At 74.7% G+C, this 22,893-nt stretch carries 20 protein-coding genes; 9 read left to right on the top strand and 11 right to left on the bottom strand.

Annotation, left to right across the window (positions count from 1 at the left end):
- Window positions 1-56 precede the first annotated feature (56 nt).
- Together ACFQ11_RS00495 and ACFQ11_RS00500 are read left to right on the top strand one after the other, a co-directional pair.
- Window positions 57-284: a PAS domain-containing protein gene (locus tag ACFQ11_RS00495; protein WP_378295664.1), complete on the top strand. Its 228-nt coding sequence runs from the start codon at window positions 57-59 to the stop codon at window positions 282-284.
- A 20-nt stretch (window positions 285-304) separates the two neighbouring features.
- Window positions 305-1,762 (top strand): PP2C family protein-serine/threonine phosphatase, encoded by a 1,458-nt coding sequence (locus ACFQ11_RS00500; protein ID WP_378295665.1) that lies wholly within the window; start codon window positions 305-307, stop codon window positions 1,760-1,762.
- Between the two features lie 28 nt (window positions 1,763-1,790).
- Here ACFQ11_RS00500 and ACFQ11_RS00505 read toward each other — a convergent pair whose 3' ends face one another.
- Complete coding sequence (locus ACFQ11_RS00505; protein WP_378295666.1) at window positions 1,791-2,090, bottom strand: hypothetical protein; 300 nt, start codon at window positions 2,088-2,090, stop codon at window positions 1,791-1,793.
- A 454-nt stretch (window positions 2,091-2,544) separates the two neighbouring features.
- Here ACFQ11_RS00505 and ACFQ11_RS00510 point away from each other — a divergent pair, with 454 nt between their 5' ends.
- Window positions 2,545-3,195 (top strand): GAF domain-containing protein, encoded by a 651-nt coding sequence (locus tag ACFQ11_RS00510; RefSeq protein ID WP_378295667.1) that lies wholly within the window; start codon window positions 2,545-2,547, stop codon window positions 3,193-3,195.
- Window positions 3,196-3,245: 50 nt separating this feature from the next.
- On the opposite strand, the gene ACFQ11_RS00515 is transcribed toward ACFQ11_RS00510, so the two are convergent.
- A complete protein-coding gene (locus ACFQ11_RS00515) occupies window positions 3,246-3,521 on the bottom strand; it encodes a MerR family transcriptional regulator (RefSeq protein ID WP_378295900.1) in 276 nt (91 codons plus the stop codon).
- 877 nt (window positions 3,522-4,398) lie between these two features.
- Here ACFQ11_RS00515 and ACFQ11_RS00520 point away from each other — a divergent pair.
- Window positions 4,399-5,220, top strand: a complete 822-nt coding sequence (locus tag ACFQ11_RS00520) for an SDR family NAD(P)-dependent oxidoreductase (protein WP_378295669.1) — start codon at window positions 4,399-4,401, stop codon at window positions 5,218-5,220.
- A 39-nt stretch (window positions 5,221-5,259) separates the two neighbouring features.
- On the opposite strand, the gene ACFQ11_RS00525 is transcribed toward ACFQ11_RS00520, so the two are convergent.
- The 4 genes from ACFQ11_RS00525 to ACFQ11_RS00540 all read right to left on the bottom strand — a co-directional run bounded on the left by ACFQ11_RS00525 (window position 5,260) and on the right by ACFQ11_RS00540 (window position 8,419).
- Window positions 5,260-5,685, bottom strand: a complete 426-nt coding sequence (locus ACFQ11_RS00525; protein WP_378295670.1) for a VOC family protein — start codon at window positions 5,683-5,685, stop codon at window positions 5,260-5,262.
- A gap of 93 nt (window positions 5,686-5,778) precedes the next feature.
- On the bottom strand, window positions 5,779-6,438 hold the full coding sequence (locus tag ACFQ11_RS00530) for a response regulator (RefSeq protein ID WP_378295671.1): 660 nt from the start codon (window positions 6,436-6,438) through the stop codon (window positions 5,779-5,781).
- Entirely contained in the window at window positions 6,435-7,586 is a 1,152-nt protein-coding gene (locus tag ACFQ11_RS00535) for a sensor histidine kinase (protein WP_378295901.1), read from the bottom strand. The genes ACFQ11_RS00530 and ACFQ11_RS00535 overlap by 4 nt, the downstream gene beginning before the upstream one ends.
- Entirely contained in the window at window positions 7,586-8,419 is an 834-nt protein-coding gene (locus tag ACFQ11_RS00540) for a CPBP family intramembrane glutamic endopeptidase (RefSeq protein WP_378295672.1), read from the bottom strand. Before ACFQ11_RS00540 ends, ACFQ11_RS00535 begins: the two co-directional genes overlap by 1 nt.
- Window positions 8,420-8,681: 262 nt before the next feature.
- Here ACFQ11_RS00540 and ACFQ11_RS00545 point away from each other — a divergent pair, with 262 nt between their 5' ends.
- Both ACFQ11_RS00545 and ACFQ11_RS00550 read left to right on the top strand, forming a co-directional pair.
- On the top strand, window positions 8,682-10,106 hold the full coding sequence (locus ACFQ11_RS00545; protein ID WP_378295673.1) for a DUF1990 family protein: 1,425 nt from the start codon (window positions 8,682-8,684) through the stop codon (window positions 10,104-10,106).
- Complete coding sequence (locus ACFQ11_RS00550; RefSeq protein ID WP_378295674.1) at window positions 10,103-10,747, top strand: DUF1990 family protein; 645 nt, start codon at window positions 10,103-10,105, stop codon at window positions 10,745-10,747. Before ACFQ11_RS00545 ends, ACFQ11_RS00550 begins: the two co-directional genes overlap by 4 nt.
- Window positions 10,748-10,775: 28 nt before the next feature.
- Here the strand turns inward: ACFQ11_RS00550 and ACFQ11_RS00555 are convergent, their stop codons facing one another.
- From ACFQ11_RS00555 to ACFQ11_RS00570, 4 genes are all read right to left on the bottom strand, one after another.
- Window positions 10,776-14,378, bottom strand: coding sequence for a protein kinase domain-containing protein (locus ACFQ11_RS00555; protein ID WP_378295675.1), 3,603 nt, complete (start codon window positions 14,376-14,378; stop codon window positions 10,776-10,778).
- A 128-nt stretch (window positions 14,379-14,506) separates the two neighbouring features.
- Window positions 14,507-15,505 carry a pectate lyase family protein gene (locus tag ACFQ11_RS00560; RefSeq protein ID WP_378295676.1) on the bottom strand — a complete coding sequence of 333 codons (999 nt, stop codon included), beginning with the start codon at window positions 15,503-15,505 and terminating at the stop codon, window positions 14,507-14,509.
- 112 nt (window positions 15,506-15,617) lie between these two features.
- Window positions 15,618-17,186 carry a class I adenylate-forming enzyme family protein gene (locus ACFQ11_RS00565; RefSeq protein ID WP_378295677.1) on the bottom strand — a complete coding sequence of 523 codons (1,569 nt, stop codon included), beginning with the start codon at window positions 17,184-17,186 and terminating at the stop codon, window positions 15,618-15,620.
- Between the two features lie 25 nt (window positions 17,187-17,211).
- Entirely contained in the window at window positions 17,212-18,009 is a 798-nt protein-coding gene (locus ACFQ11_RS00570; RefSeq protein WP_378295679.1) for an SAM-dependent methyltransferase, read from the bottom strand.
- A gap of 146 nt (window positions 18,010-18,155) precedes the next feature.
- Here ACFQ11_RS00570 and ACFQ11_RS00575 point away from each other — a divergent pair, with 146 nt between their 5' ends.
- The 3 genes from ACFQ11_RS00575 to ACFQ11_RS00585 all read left to right on the top strand — a co-directional run bounded on the left by ACFQ11_RS00575 (window position 18,156) and on the right by ACFQ11_RS00585 (window position 21,292).
- Window positions 18,156-18,698 (top strand): RNA polymerase sigma factor, encoded by a 543-nt coding sequence (locus ACFQ11_RS00575; protein WP_378295680.1) that lies wholly within the window; start codon window positions 18,156-18,158, stop codon window positions 18,696-18,698.
- On the top strand, window positions 18,695-19,816 hold the full coding sequence (locus ACFQ11_RS00580) for a hypothetical protein (RefSeq protein ID WP_378295681.1): 1,122 nt from the start codon (window positions 18,695-18,697) through the stop codon (window positions 19,814-19,816). The genes ACFQ11_RS00575 and ACFQ11_RS00580 overlap by 4 nt, the downstream gene beginning before the upstream one ends.
- 138 nt (window positions 19,817-19,954) lie before the next feature.
- A complete protein-coding gene (locus ACFQ11_RS00585) occupies window positions 19,955-21,292 on the top strand; it encodes an SDR family NAD(P)-dependent oxidoreductase (protein ID WP_378295682.1) in 1,338 nt (445 codons plus the stop codon).
- On the opposite strand, the gene ACFQ11_RS00590 is transcribed toward ACFQ11_RS00585, so the two are convergent.
- Window positions 21,282-22,874, bottom strand: coding sequence for a hypothetical protein (locus ACFQ11_RS00590; protein ID WP_378295684.1), 1,593 nt, complete (start codon window positions 22,872-22,874; stop codon window positions 21,282-21,284). The genes ACFQ11_RS00585 and ACFQ11_RS00590 overlap by 11 nt on opposite strands.
- Window positions 22,875-22,893: the final 19 nt, after the last annotated feature.

Genomic DNA, 22,893 nt, shown 5'->3' on the forward strand with positions numbered 1-22,893 from the left:
CGGAGTGTCCCGGGTGAAGCGCGGGGGACGGCCCTAGTGTTCGGCCTGGGGGAAAAGTGCAGAGTCAGGCGGAGGACCGGGGCGGCGAGCTGCACGGCAGCCTGGTCGAGGCGATGAACTCGGGAGTTCTGGCCATCGACGCCACCGGCCGGATCACGGCGTGGAACCCCCGGGCCGAGCGGCTTCTCGGCTACACGCGCGAAGAGGCCCTGGGCAGGGACGTTCACGGCCTTCTTCACCGGGACGCCGACGGGTGGTCCCGCCGGAGCGGGACTGCCTCCTGACGCGAGCACTGCGGACGGGTGTGCCCGACCACGGGGACGGCGAGCATTTCGCCCATCGCGACGGGCGCCTGCTGACGTGCTCCTGGTCGTCCGCGCCGATCTACCCCGGGGGTCCGTCCATGGCCGGGACCGAGGCGGTGGCCGGGATGGTCCTCGTCTTCCAGGACGTCTCCGAGCGCTCGGTGATCGAGGACGAGCTGCGCGAGCGGATGGCGCGGATGCGGCGGGCCATCTCCCGGTTGCGGCTGGTGGCCGAGATCAGCACGGTGCTGTCCTCGACGCTGAACGAGGAGGAGGTGCTGCGTCGGCTCGTCCGGCTCGTGGTGCCCGCCCTCGGGGGCTGGGCGGAGGTCGATCTGCTGGTCTCCGACGGACGCGTCGAGCGTGCGGCCGCGGCGCACCGCGAGCTCACACCCGACGAAGCCGCCGCGCTGGAGGGGCCGCTGCCGCCGCTCCCCCGGACGCCCCGCGGAGCGCTCGCCCGGGCGCTCCGCGGCGGCGCGACCGTCGTCGTGGGCGGCGGCGACCCCGGCCCGTACCCCGGTGAGCCGCTGGACGACGCCCAGCGCGACCTCTTCCGCGTCATGGGCGCCCGCAGTGCGATCGTGGCTCCGCTGGCGGCCCGGGGCGAGGTCTACGGTGCCTTGACATTGGGCCATTCCCGCCCCGGCCACCGGTACGAGGACGACGACGGGCTCATCGTCGAGGACATCGCCCGCCGCGTCGGGCTCGTCCTCGCCAACGCCCGCCTGTTCGCCGCGCAGCGCAACACGGCCGAGGCGATGCAGCGGAGCCTGCTTCCCCCCTTGTTCCAGCCGCATGACCTGCAACTACAGGCCCGGTACCTGCCCGCCACCGAGGCCGGCCGGGTCGGCGGCGACTGGTACGACTCGTTCGAGCTGTCCGACGGCGCGACCGGGCTGGCCATCGGGGACGTCGTGGGCCACGACCTGCAGGCGGCGGCCCGGATGGCGCAGGTCCGCAACATGCTCCGGGCCCTCGCGTGGGATCGGCCCGCTCCCCCCAGCTCGGTGCTGGAACGGCTGGACGGTGCGATCGATGCCGTGAGCGAGGCCGAGACGGCCACCGCGGTGTTCGCCCGCATCGAACGGCCGGGCGCGGGCCGCCGGCGGCTGCGCTGGTGCAACGCCGGTCACCTGCCGCCGCTGCTGATCACTCACGACGGCGGCACGCTGTTCCTGGAGGAGCACGGGATGCTGCTCGGCGATCCCGGGTTCGCCGGCTCCCGCCCGGACGGCGTCCGCGACCTCCCGCCGCTGTCCACCCTCCTGCTCTACACCGACGGTCTCGTCGAAACCCGGCACTCGGACCTGACCGACCGTCTCGTCGGCCTGCGCCGCCACAGCGCGCAGCTCGCCCGGCTCCCGCTGTCCGACCTGTGCGACCGCGTCCTCGAGCGGATGGCCCCCGGCCGGGAGGACGACGTCGCCCTGCTCGCCCTCCGGATCCCCGGCTGAGGAGCGCGAGACGTCCGGACGCCGGTGCTCAGAGCGGCTCGGTGACCCAGCTCCAGGCGCCGTCCCTGTTCTCCGCGCGGATCAGGTGCGCGCCGCTGGAGTCGCCGAGTTCGGCGATGGCCCGGGCCAGCCGGCGATGGAAGTCCGCGGGCGGGTGACCTTTCCCGGACGACCCCTCCAGGAGGGTCACGCTGACCTTCGCCTCGTCACGCAGCTGTGCGGTCAGCCGGCCGGTGTTGTCCATGCGGAACACCACGACCGCGTCGGCACGGACCATGTCACAGCCGTCGGCCGCCGAGATCCACACTTCGGGCACCGCTCCGCCCATGTCGCTCATCTCCCTCGGAAGCCCTGTCCCTCCAACATAGGCGACGCCGCTTCGCCGCCCCAGCCTCGTGCGGGGCCGGTGTCCCCGGCGCCCGGCGGCCGGAGGGCGTAGACTCGAGGTGAACGAGGAGTTGTCGACGCGGGCGGCCAAGCCCGTGGCCCCCTGGTTCCTCGATACCCGGCCTCTCCCGAGGCCCAGAAGGTTCGGCGCCGATGCCGCCGCGACACACCCCGTCCGGACGCCGGCGCCCGTTCGTCCCCGCGGAGACCACCCCACCGCCGTCCGTGACGACCGGGGCGGCCGTATCGACTTTCGGAGCCGCGGCGGGTGCGCGTCGGCTCTCGGATCGGAGAGCCAGCATGCCCACCGCCCGTACCGTCCGCGAGCGCTTCGCGGGACCCGCCCTCGTCTCCGCCCCGCCCCATCGGCCGAAGAAGCGGCACGGGACGACGGCATGACCGGCGTCGATCAGTCGTTCCGGGGGTGGGGCCCGGTGGAGGCCCCCCGCAGCATGGAGGACCGCGAGCGGCTCGCCGCGTCGTTCGACCTGATGGAGGCGGCCCTGCGCGGGACCCGCCCGCCCGGCATGCTGGCGCTCGTGGTGGAGCGCGCGCGCCTGCTGGCGCACGTCCCGCTGGCGCTCGTCGCCCTGCCGGACGCGGACGGCCACACGCTGCGGATCGAGTTCACCGCGGGCGCGGACGGCGACCGGGTGCGCGGGTCGACGGTGCGGCTCGGCCGCTCGATGCTCGGCCGGGTGTTCAGTTCGCGCCGCGCCCTGTCCGCGCGGGTCGCCGCCGACCCGGCGCCCGGCGGCCTGCCCGGCGGCCTGCCCGGCGGGCTGCCCGCGGGCCCGATCCTGATCCTGCCGCTGGAGACGGGCGAGGCCACGCGGGGGGTGCTCGCCGTCCTCGGCCGTCCGGGCGCGCAGCCGTTCAGCCCGGCCACCGCGCACCGGCTGCTGCTGTTCGCCGACATGTCCGCCCGGCTGATCGAACTGGCCGAGGCGCGCCGCGCGGCCGACGCGGCGGACTCCGCCCCCGGCGACCCGCACGCCGTCCTCGCCTTCCCGCCGTCACCGATGCCGGGGACGCGGCGGCCCTGACGGCGCCCCCGCCCCCGGTCGGCGACCGGGGGCGACGGTCGGGCGCGGGCCTACTCGGGCGGGCCCTGTGATCGGCGTTCCCGCTGGAGCTCGGCGTTGATGCGCTGGGCTTCGGCGAGCTGGTCTTCGAGGATGATGATGCGGCACGCCGCCTCCAGCGCGGTGCCCTGGTCGACCAGGTCGCGGGCGCGCTGGGCCAGCCGGAGCTGGTAGCGGGAGTAGCGCCGGTGCCCGCCGCGCGAACGCTGCGGGACGAACAGCTTGGCGGTGTCGAGGCTGCGCAGGAATGCCGGGGTCACGTCCAGCAGCTCGGCGGCACGGCCCATGCTGTAGGCGGGGTAGTCCTCGTCTTCGAGCTTGTCTTCGAGCGTGTCGTCGGGATTGGCGTCCGTCGCGGCGTCCTGGGGGACGCGTCCGGACGATCGGTGGCCGGTCTGTGCCGGCTGGGGTGCTTTCACAAAACCTTCCGTACTGCTGCGGGAATCGATGCCGGGAAACGGCGACAGGGGCCCCGGCGCCAACCGCGGCGCCGGGGCCCAGAGGTACAACACCATCTATCCGGCCTCGGAAGGCCGGTCTTCCGCGTCAACCGTCCCGACGGGGACGGGTGCGCAGGGATCGCGGATGCGTGACCGTAGACCACCGTCCATTCTGTGGAACTGCGGTTCCCGCGCGGCTCGGCTGGAGCCTGCTGCGGGCGATCCCGATGGCGCCGGCCCCTCCTTTCCTCGACATCACTTCCGATACTGCGTGTTTCCTGTGTTCTATTGCCCCCGGCGACCCGTTGGCCGCCGGGGGGACCGGCGGCCGGAGCCCCTTCCACTGCATTGGCCCCGACCCGCCCGGTCCGTTCCATCCAGCCCTGCCGGCAGTTCGTCCACTGCCGCTTCTCTTGGACTCGTCTCTCTTCGATGACAGTTACAGTACCCGCCTCGACCAAGAATATCTACCTCGTTCACTACAGAGTTTCCTAGATCACACGCCCCAGGTTTCCCTCGCCGCCCACGTCGGCGGACGGAGATCCAGCACGCGCCCAAGAGCGGCCGCGACCGGCGCGGCATGGCCGGGGATGCGGCGCCGGACCCACGCCACACTCCGCCGATTAGGCGAGACGAGACGGTTCGTTTTGACAAGAGAGCGGGGTGGAGGCATGATCGGGAGGGCGAGACGGGGCGTCTCGCTTCGTGGGGAGAGGAGCGGGTCGTGGCCGATGGTCGGGTTTGGTTCATCACCGGGGCTTCGAGGGGGCTGGGCCGGGGGTTCGCCGAGGCGGCGCTCGAGCGCGGGGAGCGTGTCGTGGCGGCGGCGCGCGATGTGGGCCCGCTCGACGATCTGGCCGCCGCCCACCCGGATCGCCTCGTCCGGCTGACGCTGGACGTGCGCGACCCCGCGGCCGTCCGGACGGTCGTGGACCGTGCGGCGGCGGCGTTCGGGCGGCTCGACGTCGTGGTGAACAACGCCGGGACGGTGCTGCTCGGGATGGTGGAGGAGGCGACCGAGGAGCAGATCCGCGCCCAGTTCGACGTCAACTTCTTCGGCGCCGTCTGGGTGACGCAGGCCGTGGTGCCGCACCTGCGGGCGCAGGGATCGGGGCACATCCTGCAGGTCACCACGATGGGGACGGGCGGCGGGGTCGCGTCGGTCGGCTTCTACGCGGCGAGCAAGAGCGCGCTCGACTCGTTGGGCCAGGCGCTCGCGATGGAGCTGGCGCCGTTCGGCATCAAGGTGACGATCGTGCAGCCCGGCGGGTACGGGACCGACCTGTTCACGCGGGGGAGCACGCAGGCCGCGCCGATGCCGGAGTACGAGGCGCTGCGCGGGCGGCTGGCCGAGATGTGGGCCGATGAGGTCCTCCCGGACCCGCGCACCGCGGCGCCGGTCGTCATGGAACTGGTCGACCTGGACGAGCCGCCGCTGCGGCTGATCGTCGGGTCCGCCTCGTACGACATGGTCCGGCAGATGAACGACGCCCGCACCGAGGAGTACCGGGCCTGGGAGCACCTCAGCCGCCGGGCCCCGGGGTGATCCCGCCCGCCGCCCGATCGGGCGGCGGGCGGGGGCCGGTCAGGAGGCGTCGTACTCGGCGACGACGTCCAGCACCCAGGTGACGCCGAAGCGGTCCTTGAGCATCCCGTAGAGGGGGGCCCACTGCGCCGGGCCGAGCGGCTGCACGACGGTCGCGCCGTCGGCGAGCTTCTTCCAGTACGCGGTGATCTCTCCGGCGTCGTCGCCGCGGACGGAGACGAAGAACGCGTTCTCGCCCCGGTTCCACGGCAGGGCGGACGGCACGTCGTAGGCCATCACCCGGAAGCCGTTTCCGGCGTCCACCTGGCCCCACATGACGTTGTCCGCGTCGGCCTCGTCCTGGACGTTCCCGGCGTCCTTGTACGTGACGGCGGCGAGGTCGCCACCGAACACGGACCGGTAGAAGGCGAGGGCCTCGCGGGCGTCGCCGCGGAAGTTCAGGTGGGTCACTGCCTTGACGGGCATGTTCGGCTCCTTGCTCGTGGGTTCGGGGCCCACGGTGGCAGGAGATGCGGACAGATCGTGACCGCTACTCCGCTGCCCGCGGCCGAATCTCGGTCAGGTGGCGAGGCCGCGGCGGTAGGCGTAGACGACGGCCTGCACCCGGTCGCGGAGGTCGAGCTTGGTGAGGATGCGGGAGACGTACGTCTTGACGGTCTCCTGGCTGATCACGAGCGTCGCGGCGATCTCGCTGTTGGAGCGGCCGTCGGCGATGAGGCGCAGCACCTCGAGTTCGCGGGGGGTCAGCGGGACGTCGTCCGGCGCGCCCTCGGCGGGACGGATGCGGGCGGCGTACCGGCCGACGAGCCGGCGCGTCACCTCGGGCGCGAGTAGGGCCGAGCCCGTCGCGACGGTGCGGATGCCGTGCAGGAGCTGCGCGGGCGGGGCGTCCTTGAGCAGGAAGCCGCTCGCCCCCGCGCGCAGCGCCTCGTAGACGTACTCGTCGAGGTTGAACGTCGTCACGACGAGGACCTTCACGGGGTTCGCGACGCCCGCGCCCGCGAGCAGGCGGGTCGCCTCGATGCCGTCGAGGACGGGCATCCGGACGTCCATGACGACCATGTCCGGGTTCAGTTCGCGGGCGAGGTCGACGGCGGCGCGGCCGTCGCCGCACTCGCCGACGACCTCGAGGTCGGGCTGCGCGTCGATGATCGTGGCGAACCCGGTGCGAATCAGCGCCTGGTCGTCGCAGACCAGGACCCGGACGGGCGCGGTCACGCGGGACTCCCGGCGGGGATGCGGGCGCGGACGTCGAAGCCGCCGTCGGGGCGCGGGCCCGCGCTGAACTCGCCGCCGAGGCCGTCGACCCGTTCGCGGAGCCCCGCGAGGCCCCGTCCGCTGCCGCCGGGGGACGCGGTCGCCGTGCCGGGGCCGTCGGTGCCGACCTCCACGAGGATCTCCTTCTCGCCGTAGCGGACGTTGACCACGGTGGGGTTGCCGTGGGCGTACTTGAGGGCGTTCGTCAGGGATTCCTGGACGACGCGGTAGACGGTGAAGTCGGTGCCTCCGGCGGCCGGTGCGCCCTCCTCGGTGAACTCGACCGGCTGCCCGGCCCGGCGCGTCTGCTCGACGAGCGTGCGGAGTTCGCCGACGGCGGGTTTGGGCGTGCGGGGCTCGTCGTGGTCGGGGTCGAGGAGGTCGAGCAGGTGCCGCAGGTCGGCGATGGCCCGGCGGCCGGTGTCGGTGACGGCGCCGAGCGTCTCGTCGAGGCGGTCGGGGGCGGCGGTGAGGTACCGGGCGGCCTCGGCCTGGACGACCATCGCGGTGACGTGGTGGGTGACGACGTCGTGGAGTTCGCGGGCGATGCGGGTGCGTTCGGCGGCGCGGGTGGCGGCGGCGACGTGCCCGCGGCGCTCGGCCTCGACGGTGCGGGTGTAGCGCAGCCAGGTCCCGATGCCCCAGGCGAGGCACGCCGCGAGGTAGAAGGTCGCGAACCCGGTGGCGCCCTCGGCCGAGCCGAGGCGGTGGAGCGCGATCGCGAGCGGCACGTACGCGGCGGTGAGGAGGAGGGCGGCCGCGCGCCGGTGGCGTTCCAGGTGGGCGCCTGCGCTGAGCAGCGCGATGGCCAGGCCGGTGCCCGCGAACGTGTGGTAGCCGGAGAGCTGGTCGACGGCGAAGCCGATCGCCGTCAGGACGAGGCAGGCGGCCGTCCACCGGCGGCGCACGACGAGCGGGAGGCTCTGGAGGGCGATCGCGACGATCGCGAGGGCGTCGAAGGGCCGGTCCGGCAGCTCGCCGACCTGCGTTCCCTGGCCCTGGAACGGCGGGAGGAGGGACCCGACGGCCAGGAACAGCGCCAGCGGGGCGTCCCGCACCGTGACGTCCAGTCGCCGCCACAGGTCGGGGGCCCCGCGGAGCTCGATCATCACGGGGCGAGCGTAGCGGGAGCGGCGGCCCGGTCGCGGCGGCGTCGCGGAACCACGTGGCCGCGCCGGTGGGCCAGCCACAGGAACGCGACGGTGAGGGCCGTGCCCGCCAGCACCGCGTACCCGCTGGCCTCCGGCCCGAACTCGCCGCCGCTGAGCAGGACCGGCCCGGACGTCGCGCCGTCCAGCAGGCCCTCGGACTCGCCGTTGCCGGACACCTGGGCGCCGAAGACGCCGCCCAGGGCGAAGTTCCACGCGAAGTGCAGGCCGATCGGCACCCACAGGGTGCGGGTGGCGGCGTAGGCGGCGGCGAGCATACCGCCTGCCTCGACGGCGATGGCGAGCGCGCCCCACAGGTTCGCGTCCGGGTTGGCGAGGTGCGCCAGGCCGAACACCAGGCCGGTGAGGGTCAGCGCCAGGTAGGTGCCGATGTGCTCCTCGACGATCCGGAACAGGACGCCGCGGAAGAGCACCTCCTCGGTCACCGCGGCGGCGGCCATGAAGCCGAGGATGCCCAGGGCGCCGGTCACCGAGCCGAAGCCGTCGACCCGGTAGCCGCCGAGGAGGGCGATGTTGACGATGACCGCGGCGAACATCGCGGTGCCGATGAGCATGCCCCGTCCGGTCGCGGCGACGGCGCCGCGCGCGGCCGTCTCGACGGGCGCGCGGTGCTCGGTCCGCCGCACGATCCAGGCGTACGCGGGGACGGTGAGGGCGGCCGTCGCGAGGCCGACGAGCAGGGTGAGGAACCAGTTGTCCTGGACGGCGCCGGCGGCCGTGGTCCCGGCGAACGCGACCGCCGCGACGGTCGCGAACTGCTTCACCAGTCGCATGATGCCCCTTTCGGAGATGCCGCGGCCGGTGCGCCGCGTGCGAGGTCGACGCTATGGATCCGGGGGGTCGCGCATCTTCCCCGCGGGGTGGACATTCGCGGGTAGCTCGCACGGGGGACGGCGGCGCGGGCTCGCGGCGATCTCTCGCGGCGGACGGAAGCGTTCGAGCGGGACGGTTCGGGGCATTCGTCCTGGGTAGGGCGTCGCGCACACGGGACGGCGAGCATCGGGGGGCGCCGTGCGGCAACGGTGGCGGAGGCGGGTGCGGTCGGCGCGCTGGCCCGCCGGGATGGGGATCGCGGCGTGGCGGTGGATGCGGCGGTCGCGGCGGGTGCGGCGCGGCGGGATCCGCACGGACGCGGTCGCGGACGTCGAACGGCTGCCGCACCGGGGCGGCGGCGGGGTGCAGGAGTCGCGGCAGGGGTCCGGGCCCGCGTTCCAGCGGCGGTACACGGTGCGGATCTCCGGCAGCCCGCTGAGCGCGGAGGAGCTGATCGCGCGTCTGGGCGACGACCTCAACGCGGCGTCGCCCGTGGAGGTCGCCGTGTTCGACAAGACGGCGGGGGCGGAGGGGACGGTCGAGGTGGGCGACGAGTACGTCGTCCACATGCCGGGCCCGTGGAACTGCCCGGTGCGCGTGGTGGACCGGACGCCCGAGTCGTTCCGGTTCGTGACGCTGCGCGGGCACCTGGAGGCCGGGGAGATCGAGTTCCGGGCGGCGGAGACGGCGGACGGCCTCGTGTTCACGATCGAGTCGTGGGCGCGCAGCGGCGACCGGCTCGCGAGCGTCCTCTACAGCGGGCTGCGCATCGCGAAGGAGATGCAGCTCCACATGTGGACGCACTTCTGCGAGCGGGTCGCCGAACTGGCCGGCGGTTCGGTCAGGGGCGAGATCGAGGTCAGCACGGAGCGGACGGACGTGCGCGGGACCGGGCGCGTCACCGGCGCGGTCGCCGGGGCGGCCGCGAAGGGCTTCGCGCTGGCGGCGCGGCTGCGCGACGGGCGGCCGCTGCACCCCGAGGGGCTCGTCTTCGACGCCGCGATCGTCCTGCACGGGGGGTCGCGGGAATGGTGCGTCCCGTTCCTGGACGACCGGGCCGTGCTGCACGGGACGGCGCGGCTGTCGCGCGCGGCCGGGCTGCCGGACGCGTTCCCGGACGTCCTCGGGCTGGCGCTGCGCTGGCCGCAGGGGGACGGCGACGCGGACCTGCTGCTGGCGACGACCGGGCACGGCCGGCTGGGCCGCCACCTGCTGCGGCCCGCGATCCGCTGGACCCCCGGGTTCTACGGGTCGCTGCTCGCGTACCGGGCGGGCGACCGGTGCGTGCTGCTGGGCGCGGCCGCGCGGGGTCCCCGGATCCGCCCGGCCGGCCTCGCGGGCCTCGCGCGCGCCGTGGACGCGCGTCCGCTGCTGTTCGACCTGGTGGTGGCGACCGAGTTCGGCCCGTGGGAGCGGTTCGGCGAGCTGCGGCTCACCGGACCGGCGCGGACGGACGGGCGGGCGCCGATCAGGTTCGATCCCGCGCGGCGGCCCGTCCGGGGACTGCCCCCGGCGGGTCTGCTGCAGCGGATGCGCGGCCCCGCGTACGCGGCCGTCCAGGACGTCGCGCGCCGCCGCGCCGGTGGCGCCGCGCGCGCCCCTTCCGAGCCCGGACCGCGCCGCCGACCCGAGAAGGCACGCCGATGACGGACGACGTCCCCCCACGCGAGCGGCAGTACGCCGATCTGCGGCGCCGCGCGCCCAACTTCGACCCGGACGCGCCGCGCACCGGGCGCGGCTGGCATGTGGACGATCTCCGCCGGGCGCTGCCGCTGGAACCGCCCGGCCCGCCGGTCGCCGGGGGGAGCTGGGAGGTCGCCCGGGGGCTCGTCCGCGACTACGCGTACGCCGACCCGGCGATCGTCCGGCTCGTGCAGGGCGCGGGCCCGCCCGAGCCCGGCCGGAACATGCTGCTGGAGGGGCGGTTCTGCGGGTTGCGTTTCCATCTCGCGGTCCGTGTCGGGGACGTCGTCGACCGCGTCGTCGAGGTCGACGGGCGGCGGGCGCGGGTGTGGGGCTGGAACTACCTGACGCTGGAGGGGCACCTGGAGCGCGGCCGGATGGACCAGGAGGTCCGCAAGTGGCTCGACACGGGCGAGGTCGAGTTCCGCATCCACGCCGTGTCGCGGCGGGGGCCGATCCCGAACCCGGTCGTCCGGCTCGGGTTCATGCTGTTCGGCCGCCGCACGCAGCTCAAGTTCTACCGGCGGGCGTGCCGCCGCATGGAGCGGCTGACGGCCGCCGGGCTCGCCGAGCGCCGGCGGGCCCCCGTCCGGCGCGCCGGATGAGGGCCCGCCCAGGCACGGCGGTACCGGGTCAGCAGGTCTTCTGGTACTCCATGCCGTCGTACTTGCCCACGTATTTCTTCCATTCGTCGCGGGTCAACTGGTCGGTCTCCTCGCAGAGGGACTTCTTCAGGTCGCCGGGGTCGACGACGTGGGTGACGAGCGCGGCGTCGTCCTGGCCGACGCTGTAGACGCGCTTGCCGTCCGGGCTGAACGCGAGCGCCTGGATCACCGTGTCGGTGCTCGTCGTGTGCCCGGTGAGGGCGAGGCCGAGGGCGCGCCCGGTCTCCACGTCCCAGATGTTGATGTTGCCCTTCGATGTCGTGGTGGCGGCGAGGCGCCCGTCCGGGGAGATCGCCGTGATCGGGGTCTTGCCTGCGGGGAGCCGGATCGGGTTCCCCTCCGGTTTGAGCGTCCGCACGTCCCAGAAGATCAGGGACCGCTGGTCGCCCACGCCCTCGACGGTGGCGAGGACGCCCTGGGGGCTGAGCGCCTGGGCGGTGCGGCCCGCCGCCGACGCGCCGAGTTCGCCCGGCGGGACGGCCGTCCGCCCGGACGGGAACTCGACGACCCCGAGGTCGGGCGCGGAGACCACACGGCGTCCGTCCTCGCTCCACACGATCCGCGCGTCGGGTTCGCTCGTGCCCGAGTCCGGCTTCCCCGAGCGGGCCTCGCCGAGGGGCCGTCCGCTGGAGTTGTCGTAGAACCTCAGCAGGCTCGGCTTGCTCGACACCAGAACCGCGAGCGCCTTGCCGTCCGGCGCGAACGCGGGCGGGGGGCGCAGGCTCGTGGCGGGGGTCCCGGTGTCGATGCGGGTGCGGACGGTGCCGCGCCGCACGTCCCAGACCTCGATCGCGCTGTCCTCCCCGGCGAGGGCGAGCAGGGCGCCGTCCCGCGACAGCACCATGTTCCGCTCGGCGGGTTTCCGGGTGTCGATCACCGTGCGGCGCTCGCCGGTCGCGGTGTCCCGGATCTGGACGACGCCCGGCCGCACCCGCACGGCCAGCGTCGTCCCGTCGCCGCTGATCGCCGAGTCGACGCTCAGCTCCGAGAACCGGAGCCGGTGGGTGAACCCGGACACGTCGATCGAGCGGATGCGGTCCTGGTGGTCGACGCAGCGCAGGGTCGTCCCCTGGCGGTCGAACCGGGTGCCGTTGCACATCGCGTCGGGGACGTAGTGCAGGTAGGGGCCCTCGTTGGTGCCGGGCTCGGTGCTCCACATCGTCATCCCGGTGGCGATGAAGCGGCCGTCCGGGCTGAAGTCCAGGCTCGTGCCGTCGAAGTCCGTCGGCACGGAGAGGGACGTGCGGATCTCGCGGGTCCTCGCGTCCAGGACGACGATCTGGTCGGGGCCCTCGGGGAGCCCGGCGCGGGTGGCGAGGAGGCGGCCGTCCGGGCTGAACGTCGTGCCCAGGTACTGGTTCGCGTCAACGAACGGGTACTGGTTCGGGGCGTTGTGGCGGCCGCCGACCTCCTTGCCGGTGGTCAGGTCCCACCAGGCGAGGCGCATCTTCTTCTCGCCGGTCTCCAGCGGCATGACGAGGTACCGCCCGTCCGGGGACATCGCGGGCCCGTGGACGGTGTACTTCGCCTCGACCCCGAACAGTTCCCGGCCGGTGGCGGCGTCCAGCACCGAGACGCGGCCGTCGAGCGTCTTGATGAGCTTCTCGCCCGCGGGGCCGAGGAACAGCCCGGCGCCCATGGTGTGCTTGTGCGGCAGGGGGCTGGGCGTTCCCTTGGCGAGATCCCAGAAGGTCATCGTCCCGTCGTTCTGGAGCGTGAACAGGCGGGTGCCGTCCAGGGTGACGTCCATGCCCGTGAGGGGCGCGCCGGCGGCGGTGAGCGTGCGGCTCTTCCTGGTATCCGCGTCGGCGACGACGATCGTGCGGCTGTCCCGCTTCCAGAACACGTTCGGGCCGCCGCCCGCCGGATACACCTGGTTCCAGGAGCCGTCCACGCCGGACGGCCGCCAGATGTCCTTCTCCCACTGCGAGGACACGGCGAGGAGGGCGTCGTGCGTCTCCGGCGTGTCACCGGCGAGGGACGCGCCGGCGACCGCGAGGCGGCGGGCGAGCGCGGGGTCGGCGCGGCGGAGCTGGACGGCCTGCGCCGCGAGCTGCATGCCCACGGCCGTGTCGCGCTGCGCGGACACGGTCTCGTTGGCGGTGCTGAGCCGGTAGCTCTGCGCGCCCGCCGCGCCGCCGCTGATCACGGCGACCAGCAGCAGGGCGCCGAGGGCCGCGGTGACGACCGTCCTGGTGCGGGCGCGGCGGCGGGTCTGCGCGACCGACGCCTCCAGGTAGGCGCGCTCGGCGACGTTGAGGGTGAGCCTGCGGCGGCCGGTGGACGCCCAGTCGCGCGCCTCGTCCAGGCGGGAGCCCTGCAGCAGGTCGGCGGGCCTGCGGCCGCCGGCGTGCCAGCGGCGGGCGGCGTCGGCGAGGGCGTGGTGCCTGTCGAGGCCGTGCCGTTCGGCGTCCACCCAGTCGCGCATACGGGGCCACGCGCGCAGCAGGGCGGGGGTGCCGATGCCGACCGTGCCGTCCTCCGCGCGGCGGAGCAGCCCGGCCTCCCCGAACGCGTTCAGGACGCGGTAGACGGTGTCCTGGTCGGTCTCGCCGTCGGTGAAGTCGCCGATCGGGACGGTGCGCAGGACGTCGTCCGCGTCCGGGCGCGCGGACACCATGCGGAGCAGGATGCGCGGGACGGCGTCCTGCGTGCGGCGGTCGAGCGCCGCGTACGTCCGCTCGGCGAGGTCGGCGAGGGACGGCGGCAGCGTCATCGACGGCTGCGCGCTCTGCGCCGCGGCCCGCTCGCCCGCCTGGAGGGGGTCGCTCGAGTCGCCGTCGATGAGGCCGATGAGCAGCTCTTCCGGGGACGGCCGCGCCTCCGGGTCCCGGTTCAGCGCGGCGTCGACGAGCCCGCGCAGCGGCTCGGCGAGCATCCCGGTGTCGAGGTCGCGGGTGGTGATCTGGTGCATGAGGACGGGCAGCGACCCGCCGTCGAACGGCGGCGCGCCGGTCGCGGCGAACAGGACGATCGCGCCCCACGCCCACACGTCCACCGCCGGGGTGGCGCGCTCCCCCCGGAACAGTTCGGGCGCCATCCAGCGCGGCGTGCCCTTGAGCTGCCCGGTGGCGCTGCGCGACATCTCCTCGGTCTTGGCGATGCCGAAGTCGATGACGCGCGGGCCGTCCGGGCCGAGCAGGACGTTCGCCGGCTTCAGGTCGCGGTGGACCACGCCCGCGCGGTGGATGGACGACACCGCGGTCGCGATGCCGATCGCGAGCCGGTGCAGTTCGTCCGGCCCGTAGGCGCCGTTGCGGTCGACCCAGGCCTGCAGGTCGGGGCCGGGGACGTACTCGCTGACGACGTACGGCGGCAGGTGGTCGAGGTCGGCCGCGATGATCCGGGCGGTGCAGAAGGACGCGACGCGCTGCAGCGTCGCGACCTCCTTGCGCAGCCCGTCGCGGTACGCCTCGGTGACGGCGTCCGGATGCAGCGCCTTGACCGCGACGCGGGCGCCCCGGTCGTCGTAGCCCTCGTAGACGACGCCCTGGCCGCCGGCGCCGAGCCGCGCCGCGAGCCAGTAGCCGCCGAGCCGGCGGGGGTCTCGGTCCAGCAGTGGGACGGTCATGCTTTCCTTCTCCGCCGATCACAGGTCAAAAGAACATCTTTGTCTATCGCCTGGGTACGACGGGAGGGGCACGGGCGAAGTTCGGTGAACTTCTGTGAAACGGAGCGCACGCGGGCGCGGCGGCGGGGTCAGACCTTGCCCACGCCCGCACCCGCCATGACCGTGGCCTTCACGGACGCGGCGGACTCGGGCGTGTAACGGTACGGGATCGCCGCGACGGCCCACGGGTTGCGGTCGACCGGCCTTCCGGAGCCGACGAGGCGGTTGTTCAGGATCCGGAAGTTCCCCTCGCCGGACGACCCCTCCCGGACCGACGTCGGCTCCTCGACGTTCTCGAAGTGGTTGGCCTCGACGAGGACGCCCGCGCCCTCGGTGGACGCGACGCCGTAGCCGCCGATGTCGCGGTAGTAGTTGTTCAGCACGTGCACCGGGTTGGCGAACCGCACGCGGGGATGCCGCTGGTTCGTCCCGTCGAACCAGTTGTGGACGTAGGTGACGCGCAGGCGGCCGCGGTCCTCGGCGCCGTTGTCGTCGCTGTGCCCGAGCAGCGCCGTCTTGTCGTGGTCGTGGTACCGGTTCCACGAGACCGTGACGTAGTCGGAGCCGCGTTTGACGTCGGTGAGGCCGTCCGCGGCGCCCGACAGGTCGTTGTGGTCGATCCACACGTTCGTCGAGCGCTCCACGTTGATCGCGTCGTCGGACGCGCCGCTGAACGTGAGGTTCCGGATGACGACGTTGCGGGCCCCGGACACGTTCAGCCCGCCCCCGGTGATCCGGCCGGACGCGCCGACGCCCACGATCGTCTTGTCCGAGCCGACGCGCTGCATGCCCGGGACCCGGACGGTGCCGGTGATCCGGATGACGTACGGGACGCGCGCGGTCGCGTACGCGGCGAGCTGCGCGGCGGTCGACGCCGTCACGGTGGCGCCCGCCGCGCCGCCGGTCGTCCCGCCGTTCATGCTCGCGAAGCCGACCGGTCCCGCCGAGGCCGAGGCCGGGGCCGGGGCGGCGGCCGTCCGGGTCCGGACGGCCGTACGCGGGTCGTCGGCGGCCGTGGGGGCGACGACCGCTCCGGCGGCGGCCGCCGCCGCGGCGAGCGTCCCGACGAGCAAGGATTTCTTGATCACGGGGGCCTCCTGTTTCCGTGCACGGAAAGGTCGGCCCGAAAGTACGCCGGGCCCCCGACCCGGCCTTTCGCCGCGGCGATGAAATGACGCGCGAATCGTGCGCGGCTCGTGACTACTCGGCCGGAGGCTTCGTGTGGCGTTCCTTGAGCAGCGCCTTGTGGATCTTGCCGACGGGGGTCAGCGGGACCTCGGGGGTGACGACGAACCGGCGGGGCACCTTGTAGTCGGCGAGCCGCTCCCGGCAGTACGCGGCGAGCTCGTCCGCCGTGGGCGGTTCGCCGTCCGGGCGGGGCACCACGTAGCAGCAGCCGACCTCGCCCAGAACCTCGTCGGGGACGCCGAACCCGGCGACCATCGCGACCTTCGGGTGCGCGGCGAGCACGTTCTCGATCTCCACCGGGTACACGTTGAAGCCGCCCTGGATGTACATCTCCTTCTTCCGGCCGCGCAGCACCACGTGCCCGTCCGGTTCCAGCAGCGCCATGTCGCCGGTCGCCAGCCAGCCGCCCGGCAGGAACGCCTCCGCGGTCTCCTCCGGCATGTCCCAGTAGCCGGCGGCGACGCAGCCGCCCCGGATCTGCAGCTCGCCGGTCTCCCCCGCCGGGAGGGCGGCCCCGTCCGCGCCGACCGTCCGGGCCTCGAACCCGCCGATCGGGACGCCGAGGGTGCGCGCGACCGTCCCGGGGTCGTCGTCCGGCCGGGACAGCACGCACGCGCCCGACGACTCCGACAGGCCGTACAGCCCGTACAGCGACGCGCCGGGGAAGGCGCGGCGGATCGCCTCGCCCAGCGCGGGGTCCACGTTGGAGCCGCCCGCGACGCAGGTCCGGACGGACGACACGTCCCGCTCGGGGAGGCTCTCGTGGCCGAGCATCAGCGTGAACATCGTCGGGACCGCGCTCAGCAGCGTCACCCGATGGCGTTCGACGGCGCGCAGCGCGCCGTCCGGGCTGAACGCCGGCAGCAGCGCGACCGCCGCGCCCGCGACCAGCGACGCCATGATCGTGCAGGTGATGCCGCCGACGTGGTTGAACGGCAGGTGGCCGAGCAGGACGTCCCGGTCGTCCATGCCGAGGTGCGCGGCCTGCGCGGACGCGGAGGCGAGCAGGCCGCCGTGCGTGATGACCGCGCCCTTCGGGCGCCCGGTCGTGCCCGACGTGTAGAGGATCAGCAGCGGATCGTCCGGGGCGGCGGCGCCGCGCGCCGCCGCGAGCGCCGCCGGGTCGGGCGGCGCCGCGACCAGGTCGCCGAACGATGAGCTGCCGGGGAAGCCGGTGCCGAAGAAGACGAAGTCGCGGACGCCGGGGATCTTCGGCCGGAACCCGTCGAAGAACCCGGCGAAGTCGAACCCGGCGGCGGCGTCGACGCCGACGACCGTCCGGGCACCGCTCTGCCCGAGCATGTACGCCAGCTCGGCCTCCCGGTAGCGGACGCTGAGCGGGACCACGACCGCGCCGATGCGGGCCGCGCCGAAGAAGACGGCGAGCCACTGCGGGGTGTTGAGCCCGAGCAGCCCGATACGGTCGCCGCGGCCGACGCCGCGGGCCAGCAGCCCGGACGCGGCCCGGTCGGCGAGCTCGTCGAAGGCGGGGTAGGTGATGGTGTCGTCGCCGTCGTACAGGAACGGCCCGCCCCTGGCCGCCGCGTCCCGCAGCGCGTCCCCGACCGTCGTCGCCTGCATACGTCCTCCTCGCTCGGTGGACCCTCTAGGGTTTGCGTCCGACCCCCGCGTAGAACCACGTCTGCCGGGCCTGGTCCGGGTCGACCGGGTGGTCGGGCCGCCACAGCGGCGCCCACACCAGTCCCGGCTCGACGGGTTCGAACTCCCCGAACAGGGCGGTGACCTGCTCGAGGGTGCGGGGCGTTCCGGGAGCGGACGTGCGGTTGTAGACCTCGACGACCTTGGCGACGACGTCGGGGACGCCGTCGGCGGAGGCGTGGGTCATGACGAGGTGGCTGCCGGGGGCGAGCGCCGAGCGGAGCTCGGCCATGATGCCGGGCGGGTCGTCCTCGTCGGGGACGAAGTGCAGGGTCGCCACGAGCAGCAGCGCGACCGGGCGGGAGAGGTCGAGGAGGTCCAGCTCCGGATGCTCGAGGATCTCGCGCGGCCGCCGCACGTCCGCCTCGATCATCCGGGTGACGTGCGACCCGGCGAGCAGCGCGCGGCCGTGCGCGACGACCTGCGGGTCGTAGTCGACGTAGACGACCCGGGCGGCGGGGTTCACCGACTGGGCGATCTCGTGGACGTTCTGCTGGGTGGGCAGGCCGGTGCCGATGTCGAGGAACTGGTCGACGCCAAGCTCGGCGAGATACCGCACCGCTCGTCCCAGAAAGGCGCGGTTCTCCCTGATCAGGACCGGGAGCGTGGGATCGGCCGCGATCGCCTCCTCGGCGCGGACGCGGTCGGCCGTGTAATGGTCCTTGCCGCCCAGGTAGTAGTCATACATCCGCGCAATGTTCGGCACATTCGGGTTGAACCCACCCGTCTGCCGCTGTTCCGGCACCTTTTCTCCTCACCAGCCACCCTCGACCCACAAGCTAGTACGAATCCGCGCCTATGGGTGTTTCGCCGGACCCGGCGTGTTCGTTCGGTGCGGAGAAAATCGGCCCGGCGGGACAACCTCCGGCGGCGTCGCGTGTCTCTGGCTACGTGATCGAGATCCTCTCCGGCGACCGGGCCGGCCCGGTGCCCGCCGCCGACGCCGACGCGTCGTTCGACGAACTGTTCAGCGCCCACTACCGGCCGCTGGTGCGGCTCGCCGGGCTGCTGGGCGCGGACGACCCCGAGGACGTCGCCCAGGACGCGTTCGCCCGCTACTACCGGAAACGGCGGCGGCTGCGCGACGGCGGCGCGGCCCGCGCGTACCTGCGCTCCACGGTGATCAACCTGACCCGCAACCGGCACCGGCACCTGCGGCTCGCCCGGCTGCGGCTGGCCGCGCACCGGCGGGACGCCCCGGCGGTCGACGAGCCCGCCGACGCGGGCGTCCTCGCGCGGGAGCGGCACCGGGAACTGCTGGCGGCGCTGGCCGCACTGCCCGACCGGCAGCGCGAGGTGCTCGTCCTGCGCTACTGGCTGGACCTCTCGGAGCGGGACATCGCCGAGGCCATGCGCATCTCGGTCGGCACCGTCAAGTCGCACGCCCACCGCGGCGTCGCCGCGCTGCAGCGAGCCCTCGAGGAGAAGGCATGAGCACGATCGAAGAGCGGCTCCGCGAGGCGCTGCACGACAAGGCCCGGGATTACGAGGCGCATCCGCAGGCCCGGGCGCGGATCCGGCGGCGGGTGCGGCGGCGGCGGGCCCGGCTCGCCGCGGCGGGCGGCGCACTGGCCGCGATCGCCGTCGCGGGCGCGTCCGTCCCGGCCGTGCTCGACCGGGGCGCGGACGACCGGGAGGCCGCGGCTCGCCCGTCCGGCGACACGGCGTACCAGGGGCCCCGGACGATCCGCGAGCTGTATCCGCCGACCAGCGAGATGGTGCGGAGCGAACCGATCGGCGGGCGCGCGAAGCCGACGGACGTGTGGTTCTCCGACCTGAACGGGACGCCCGCCCTGTGCTGGTCGTGGACGGGGGAGCCGGTCGAAGGCGGCTGCGCGTCCCCCCTGTCCCCGCGCGCCGAGGACGATTTCACCGCCCGGTTCGGTGAGGATCTCGGCGGGCCGCCGATCGGCGGCCAGATGGCGCTCGGCGTCGCGGGCCCGGACGTGGCGTCGGTCACCGCCGTGCTCGGGGACGGGCGGGAGGTGACCGGGCGGCTCTTGCACGGCGAGGGATTCCGCTATCCGGTCTGGCAGGTGGGCGGCACGCACACCGTCGAGTCCGTCACCCTGAAGGACGCGGGCGGCCGCGCGCTCGGGACGGTCGAGCAGCCGGACGCCGACACCGGACGCGGCTGCGCGTTGCCGGAACGTCCGCCGGGGGCGGCGGTGGACCTTCCCGGCTCGGACCTGGCGGCCCACTGGGACGGGTCGTGCCTCGGCTTCTGGGCCGGCGGGAAGGCGGTCAAGGGCTTCGAGCCGGACGGTCCGCTCGCCGAGGCGGCCCGGCGGGACGGCGGGCGGCGGTGGGCCGAGGGCTACGAGAGGTGGGCCGAGGGGCGCCGGTGGTGGGGCATCGCCGGTCCCGAGACGCGGCGCGTCGAGTTCGAACTGCACAGCGGCGTGCGGGTCGAGGCCCGCACGGTCGTCCCGGACTGGAACCAGCGGGTGGCGCTGTTCGGCGGCGCCGTCCCGCCGGAGCACGGGCCCGAGGGCACCCTGACCGGGTACGGCGCGGACGGTACCGCGCTCTGGCACCGCAACTACTTCTGAACCGGCCGTGCCCCGGGCGCCGTCAGGCGTCCGGGGCGGGCCGCCACAGCGACCGCACCCAGCGGGCGGGGCGGCGGCGCTCCAGCGCCTCGACATGCCACGGAGCGACGTCCGAGATCACCCGATTTAATGGCGGGCATGCGGGACGACGAGGTGGCGACGTGCCTGCGCGTCCTCGCCGAACTGGCGGACGCGCCCGACGGCGACCCGGATCTCGAACGGGTGCGGGCGGCGGTGTCCGCGTTCGTCCGGCGGACGCGGGGGCGGGAGCGCGCGGCGCAGCGGCGGCGGCGCGCGGCGGCGGACGCCGAGATCCTGGCCGGAACGGCGACCGGGGCACCGGACCGGGTACCGGGCGCCCCCGTCGAGCCGCCGGGCAGGGCGGCGGAACGGCGCCCGGGCGAGGCGACGGGCGGGGCGGGCGAGGGCGCTGCGTCCCCGGCCCGGTTGGGCGGGTTGCAGACGTGCTACGTCTGCAAGGCGCACTACCGGGAGCCGGACGGCTTCTACCACCGGTTGTGTCCGCTGTGCGCCGGGGAGCACCGGGCGCGGCGGGACGCGCGGGCGGACCTGGCCGGGCGGCGCGCGATCGTCACCGGAGGGCGGGTCAAGGCCGGGTTCGAGCTCGTGCTGAAGCTCCTGCGGGACGGCGCGGCGGTGACGGCCCTCACCCGGTTCCCGGCGGACGCCCGGCGACGGTTCGCGGCCGTGCCCGATCGGGACGCGTGGTGGGACCGGCTCACGGTCGTCGGGATGGACCTGCGGGACGTCCCGGCGCTCGTCCGCTGGTGCGACGGGCTGGTCGCGGCGGGCGAACCGCTGGACGTCCTGGTGAACCTGGCGGCGCAGACGCTGCGGCACCCGCCGGAGTCGTACGCGGAGCTGCTCGCGGTCGAGGAGCGGGCGGCGCTGCCGCCGGGGCCGGCCGGGCCTCCGGCGGCACCGGCTTCGGGGACCGTGGACGTCGCGGGGCTGCTGCCGGACCCGTCGCCGGTGAACTCGTGGACGCGGCTGGTGCACGAGATCGACCCCGTGGAGCTCATCGAGGTGCAGCTCGTCAACGTGACGGCGCCGTTCTTGCTGCTCGGGCGGCTGCGTCCGCTGCTGGAGGCGTCGCCGCGCCCGCGCCGGTACGTGGTGAACGTGTCGGCGGCGGAGGGGCGGTTCGGCCGGTACTACAGGGGCGCGGAGCATCCGCACACGAACATGGCCAAGGCGGCGCTGAACATGCTGACGCTGACGACGGCGCCCGAGCTGGCGGAGCGCGGCGTGTACGTGACGAGCGTCGATCCGGGATGGTTCACCGACCAGCGGCCGGAGCCGGACCGGGCGCGGCGGGCCGCCGCCGGGTTCCGCCCGCCGCTGGACGTCGTGGACGCGGCGGCCCGCGTGTACGACCCGATCGTGCGGGGCGAGCGCGACGGGGAGCCGCCGCACGGCGTCCTGCTGAAGGACTACCGGGTCGTCAGCTGGTGACGTCCCCGGCGGCCGCCAGCAGTTCGGGGAGGGTGCCGACGAAGCCGTCCTCCAGCAGCCGGAGCGCGGCGGGCCACGCTTCCGGACGGCCGCCGAGGTGCACGTCGACGTGTTCGGCGAGGCGGCGCAGGACGCGCGGGTCGGGGGCGGCGCCGGCGGCGGGGGCGAGGAGCGCGTCGACGTTCGCGGCGGCGATGACCTCGTCGGCGGTCGTGCCGCCGGGCCGCGCGAACAGCCGGGCGGCGGCGGAACCGTAGATCAGTGCGGGGTCCCAGTGCGCGGCCGGGCCGGGACGGCGGAGGCGGCGGGTCCGGCCGTGCCCGGTCTCGTCGACGAACGCCGGGACGAGCGGGACGTCCCCGGCGAGACCGAGGAGCGCGCGGATCCGGGCGGTGCCCCGCATTCCGGGCAGCCACAGCGACTCGGCGACGACCCGCAGCACGTCCTCCGGGACGGTCTCGACGACGAACTCGGGCGTGAGCGTGCCGGCGGCCAGGCCGTTCCCGACGACCTTGAGGATCACGTCCGCGCCCGGCACGGGCCCGCGCCCGCACAGGTCGGCGAGCACCTCGGGCGCCGGGTCGGCCAGGAAGACGGCGAGGTCCGGGTGGTCGGCGACCAGCAGCCGCTCCAGTTCGAGCGGCATGTCGGTGCGTTTCGCCATGAACCGGGCCGCGCGGAGCGGGAACGGCCCCTCGGCGGCGCGCCGGCGCGGCTCGTCCGCGAGGACGTCGGCCCAGCCGACGCGGGGGATGCCCGGGTGGCGGCGGTCCACGACCGTCCGGACGGCCGGACGGCCCGCGCAGGCGGGCGCGTCGGCGATCTCGGCGACCGTCCGGAGGAACTCGGCGCGGCGCACCCGCCCGGACAGCTCGCGCAGCGCCCGCTCGCCCTCCTCGCCGCGCAGCGCGGCCTGCGCGTAGGCGAGGACGCTCGGTTCCGTCCCGTGCGGCCCCCACCGGTACGCGGGGAGCCGGTCCTGCTCGACGAGTTCGCGGATCTCGTGGTGGCGGCGGGCGTCCAGCAGGGTCCGGCAGGCCTGGACGGCGCCGTGCGGGTCGGCGCCCGCGCCGAGGAAGCGCAGCGCGGCCCCGGCCAGGCCGGGTTCGGCCGTGTAGAGCAGGGCGTGGTCGAACGCCTCCGGGACCTTCGCGGACGGCAGTGCCTCCCGCAGCCCGATGGGCAGCGGGCGCGGCGTGACCCCGTCGTGGCGGGACGTCTGGTGCGCGAGCTGGCGGCGCAGGTTGCGCGGCAGCGGGGTGAGCGCGACGTCGGCGCTCACGAACGCCTCGGCGACCTCGGGGCTGTCGAGGTCGAGGAGCCGGCCGAGCAGCGACGGCGGGTCGCCGACCGTGAGGGCGTGCGTGACGAGCGCGTCGATGTCGCCCGGACGTCCGCGCCGCAGCAGGGCTTCGAGGACGGCGCGGTTGGGCGTCCCGTGGCTCCGCACCGCGCGCTCGGCGCGGCCCTCGGGAAGGCGGTCGAGGAGTTCGTCCAGCTCGCCCGGCGTCGCGAACCGCAGCAGGCCGGCCGTGCAGCGGACGATGTCGCGGGCGCGTGTCCTCTTACCGTGCGGGCTCATAGCGCGTCACGGTAGCCAA

The organism is Actinomadura sediminis (assembly GCF_042675525.1).
Classification (GTDB): Bacteria; Actinomycetota; Actinomycetes; order Streptosporangiales; family Streptosporangiaceae; genus Spirillospora; species Spirillospora sediminis.

Coding starts and splice junctions, on each gene's coding strand:
- ACFQ11_RS00525 (WP_378295670.1), bottom strand. CDS start 5,685: ATGCCCGTCAAGGCAGTGACCCACCTGAACTTCCGCGGCGACGCCCGC.
- ACFQ11_RS00585 (WP_378295682.1), top strand. CDS start 19,955: ATGCGGGACGACGAGGTGGCGACGTGCCTGCGCGTCCTCGCCGAACTG.
- ACFQ11_RS00550 (WP_378295674.1), top strand. CDS start 10,103: ATGACGGACGACGTCCCCCCACGCGAGCGGCAGTACGCCGATCTGCGG.
- ACFQ11_RS00590 (WP_378295684.1), bottom strand. CDS start 22,874: ATGAGCCCGCACGGTAAGAGGACACGCGCCCGCGACATCGTCCGCTGC.
- ACFQ11_RS00540 (WP_378295672.1), bottom strand. CDS start 8,419: ATGCGACTGGTGAAGCAGTTCGCGACCGTCGCGGCGGTCGCGTTCGCC.
- ACFQ11_RS00565 (WP_378295677.1), bottom strand. CDS start 17,186: ATGCAGGCGACGACGGTCGGGGACGCGCTGCGGGACGCGGCGGCCAGG.
- ACFQ11_RS00580 (WP_378295681.1), top strand. CDS start 18,695: ATGAGCACGATCGAAGAGCGGCTCCGCGAGGCGCTGCACGACAAGGCC.
- ACFQ11_RS00535 (WP_378295901.1), bottom strand. CDS start 7,586: ATGATCGAGCTCCGCGGGGCCCCCGACCTGTGGCGGCGACTGGACGTC.
- ACFQ11_RS00515 (WP_378295900.1), bottom strand. CDS start 3,521: ATGGGCCGTGCCGCCGAGCTGCTGGACGTGACCCCGGCATTCCTGCGC.
- ACFQ11_RS00555 (WP_378295675.1), bottom strand. CDS start 14,378: ATGACCGTCCCACTGCTGGACCGAGACCCCCGCCGGCTCGGCGGCTAC.
- ACFQ11_RS00510 (WP_378295667.1), top strand. CDS start 2,545: ATGACCGGCGTCGATCAGTCGTTCCGGGGGTGGGGCCCGGTGGAGGCC.
- ACFQ11_RS00505 (WP_378295666.1), bottom strand. CDS start 2,090: ATGGGCGGAGCGGTGCCCGAAGTGTGGATCTCGGCGGCCGACGGCTGT.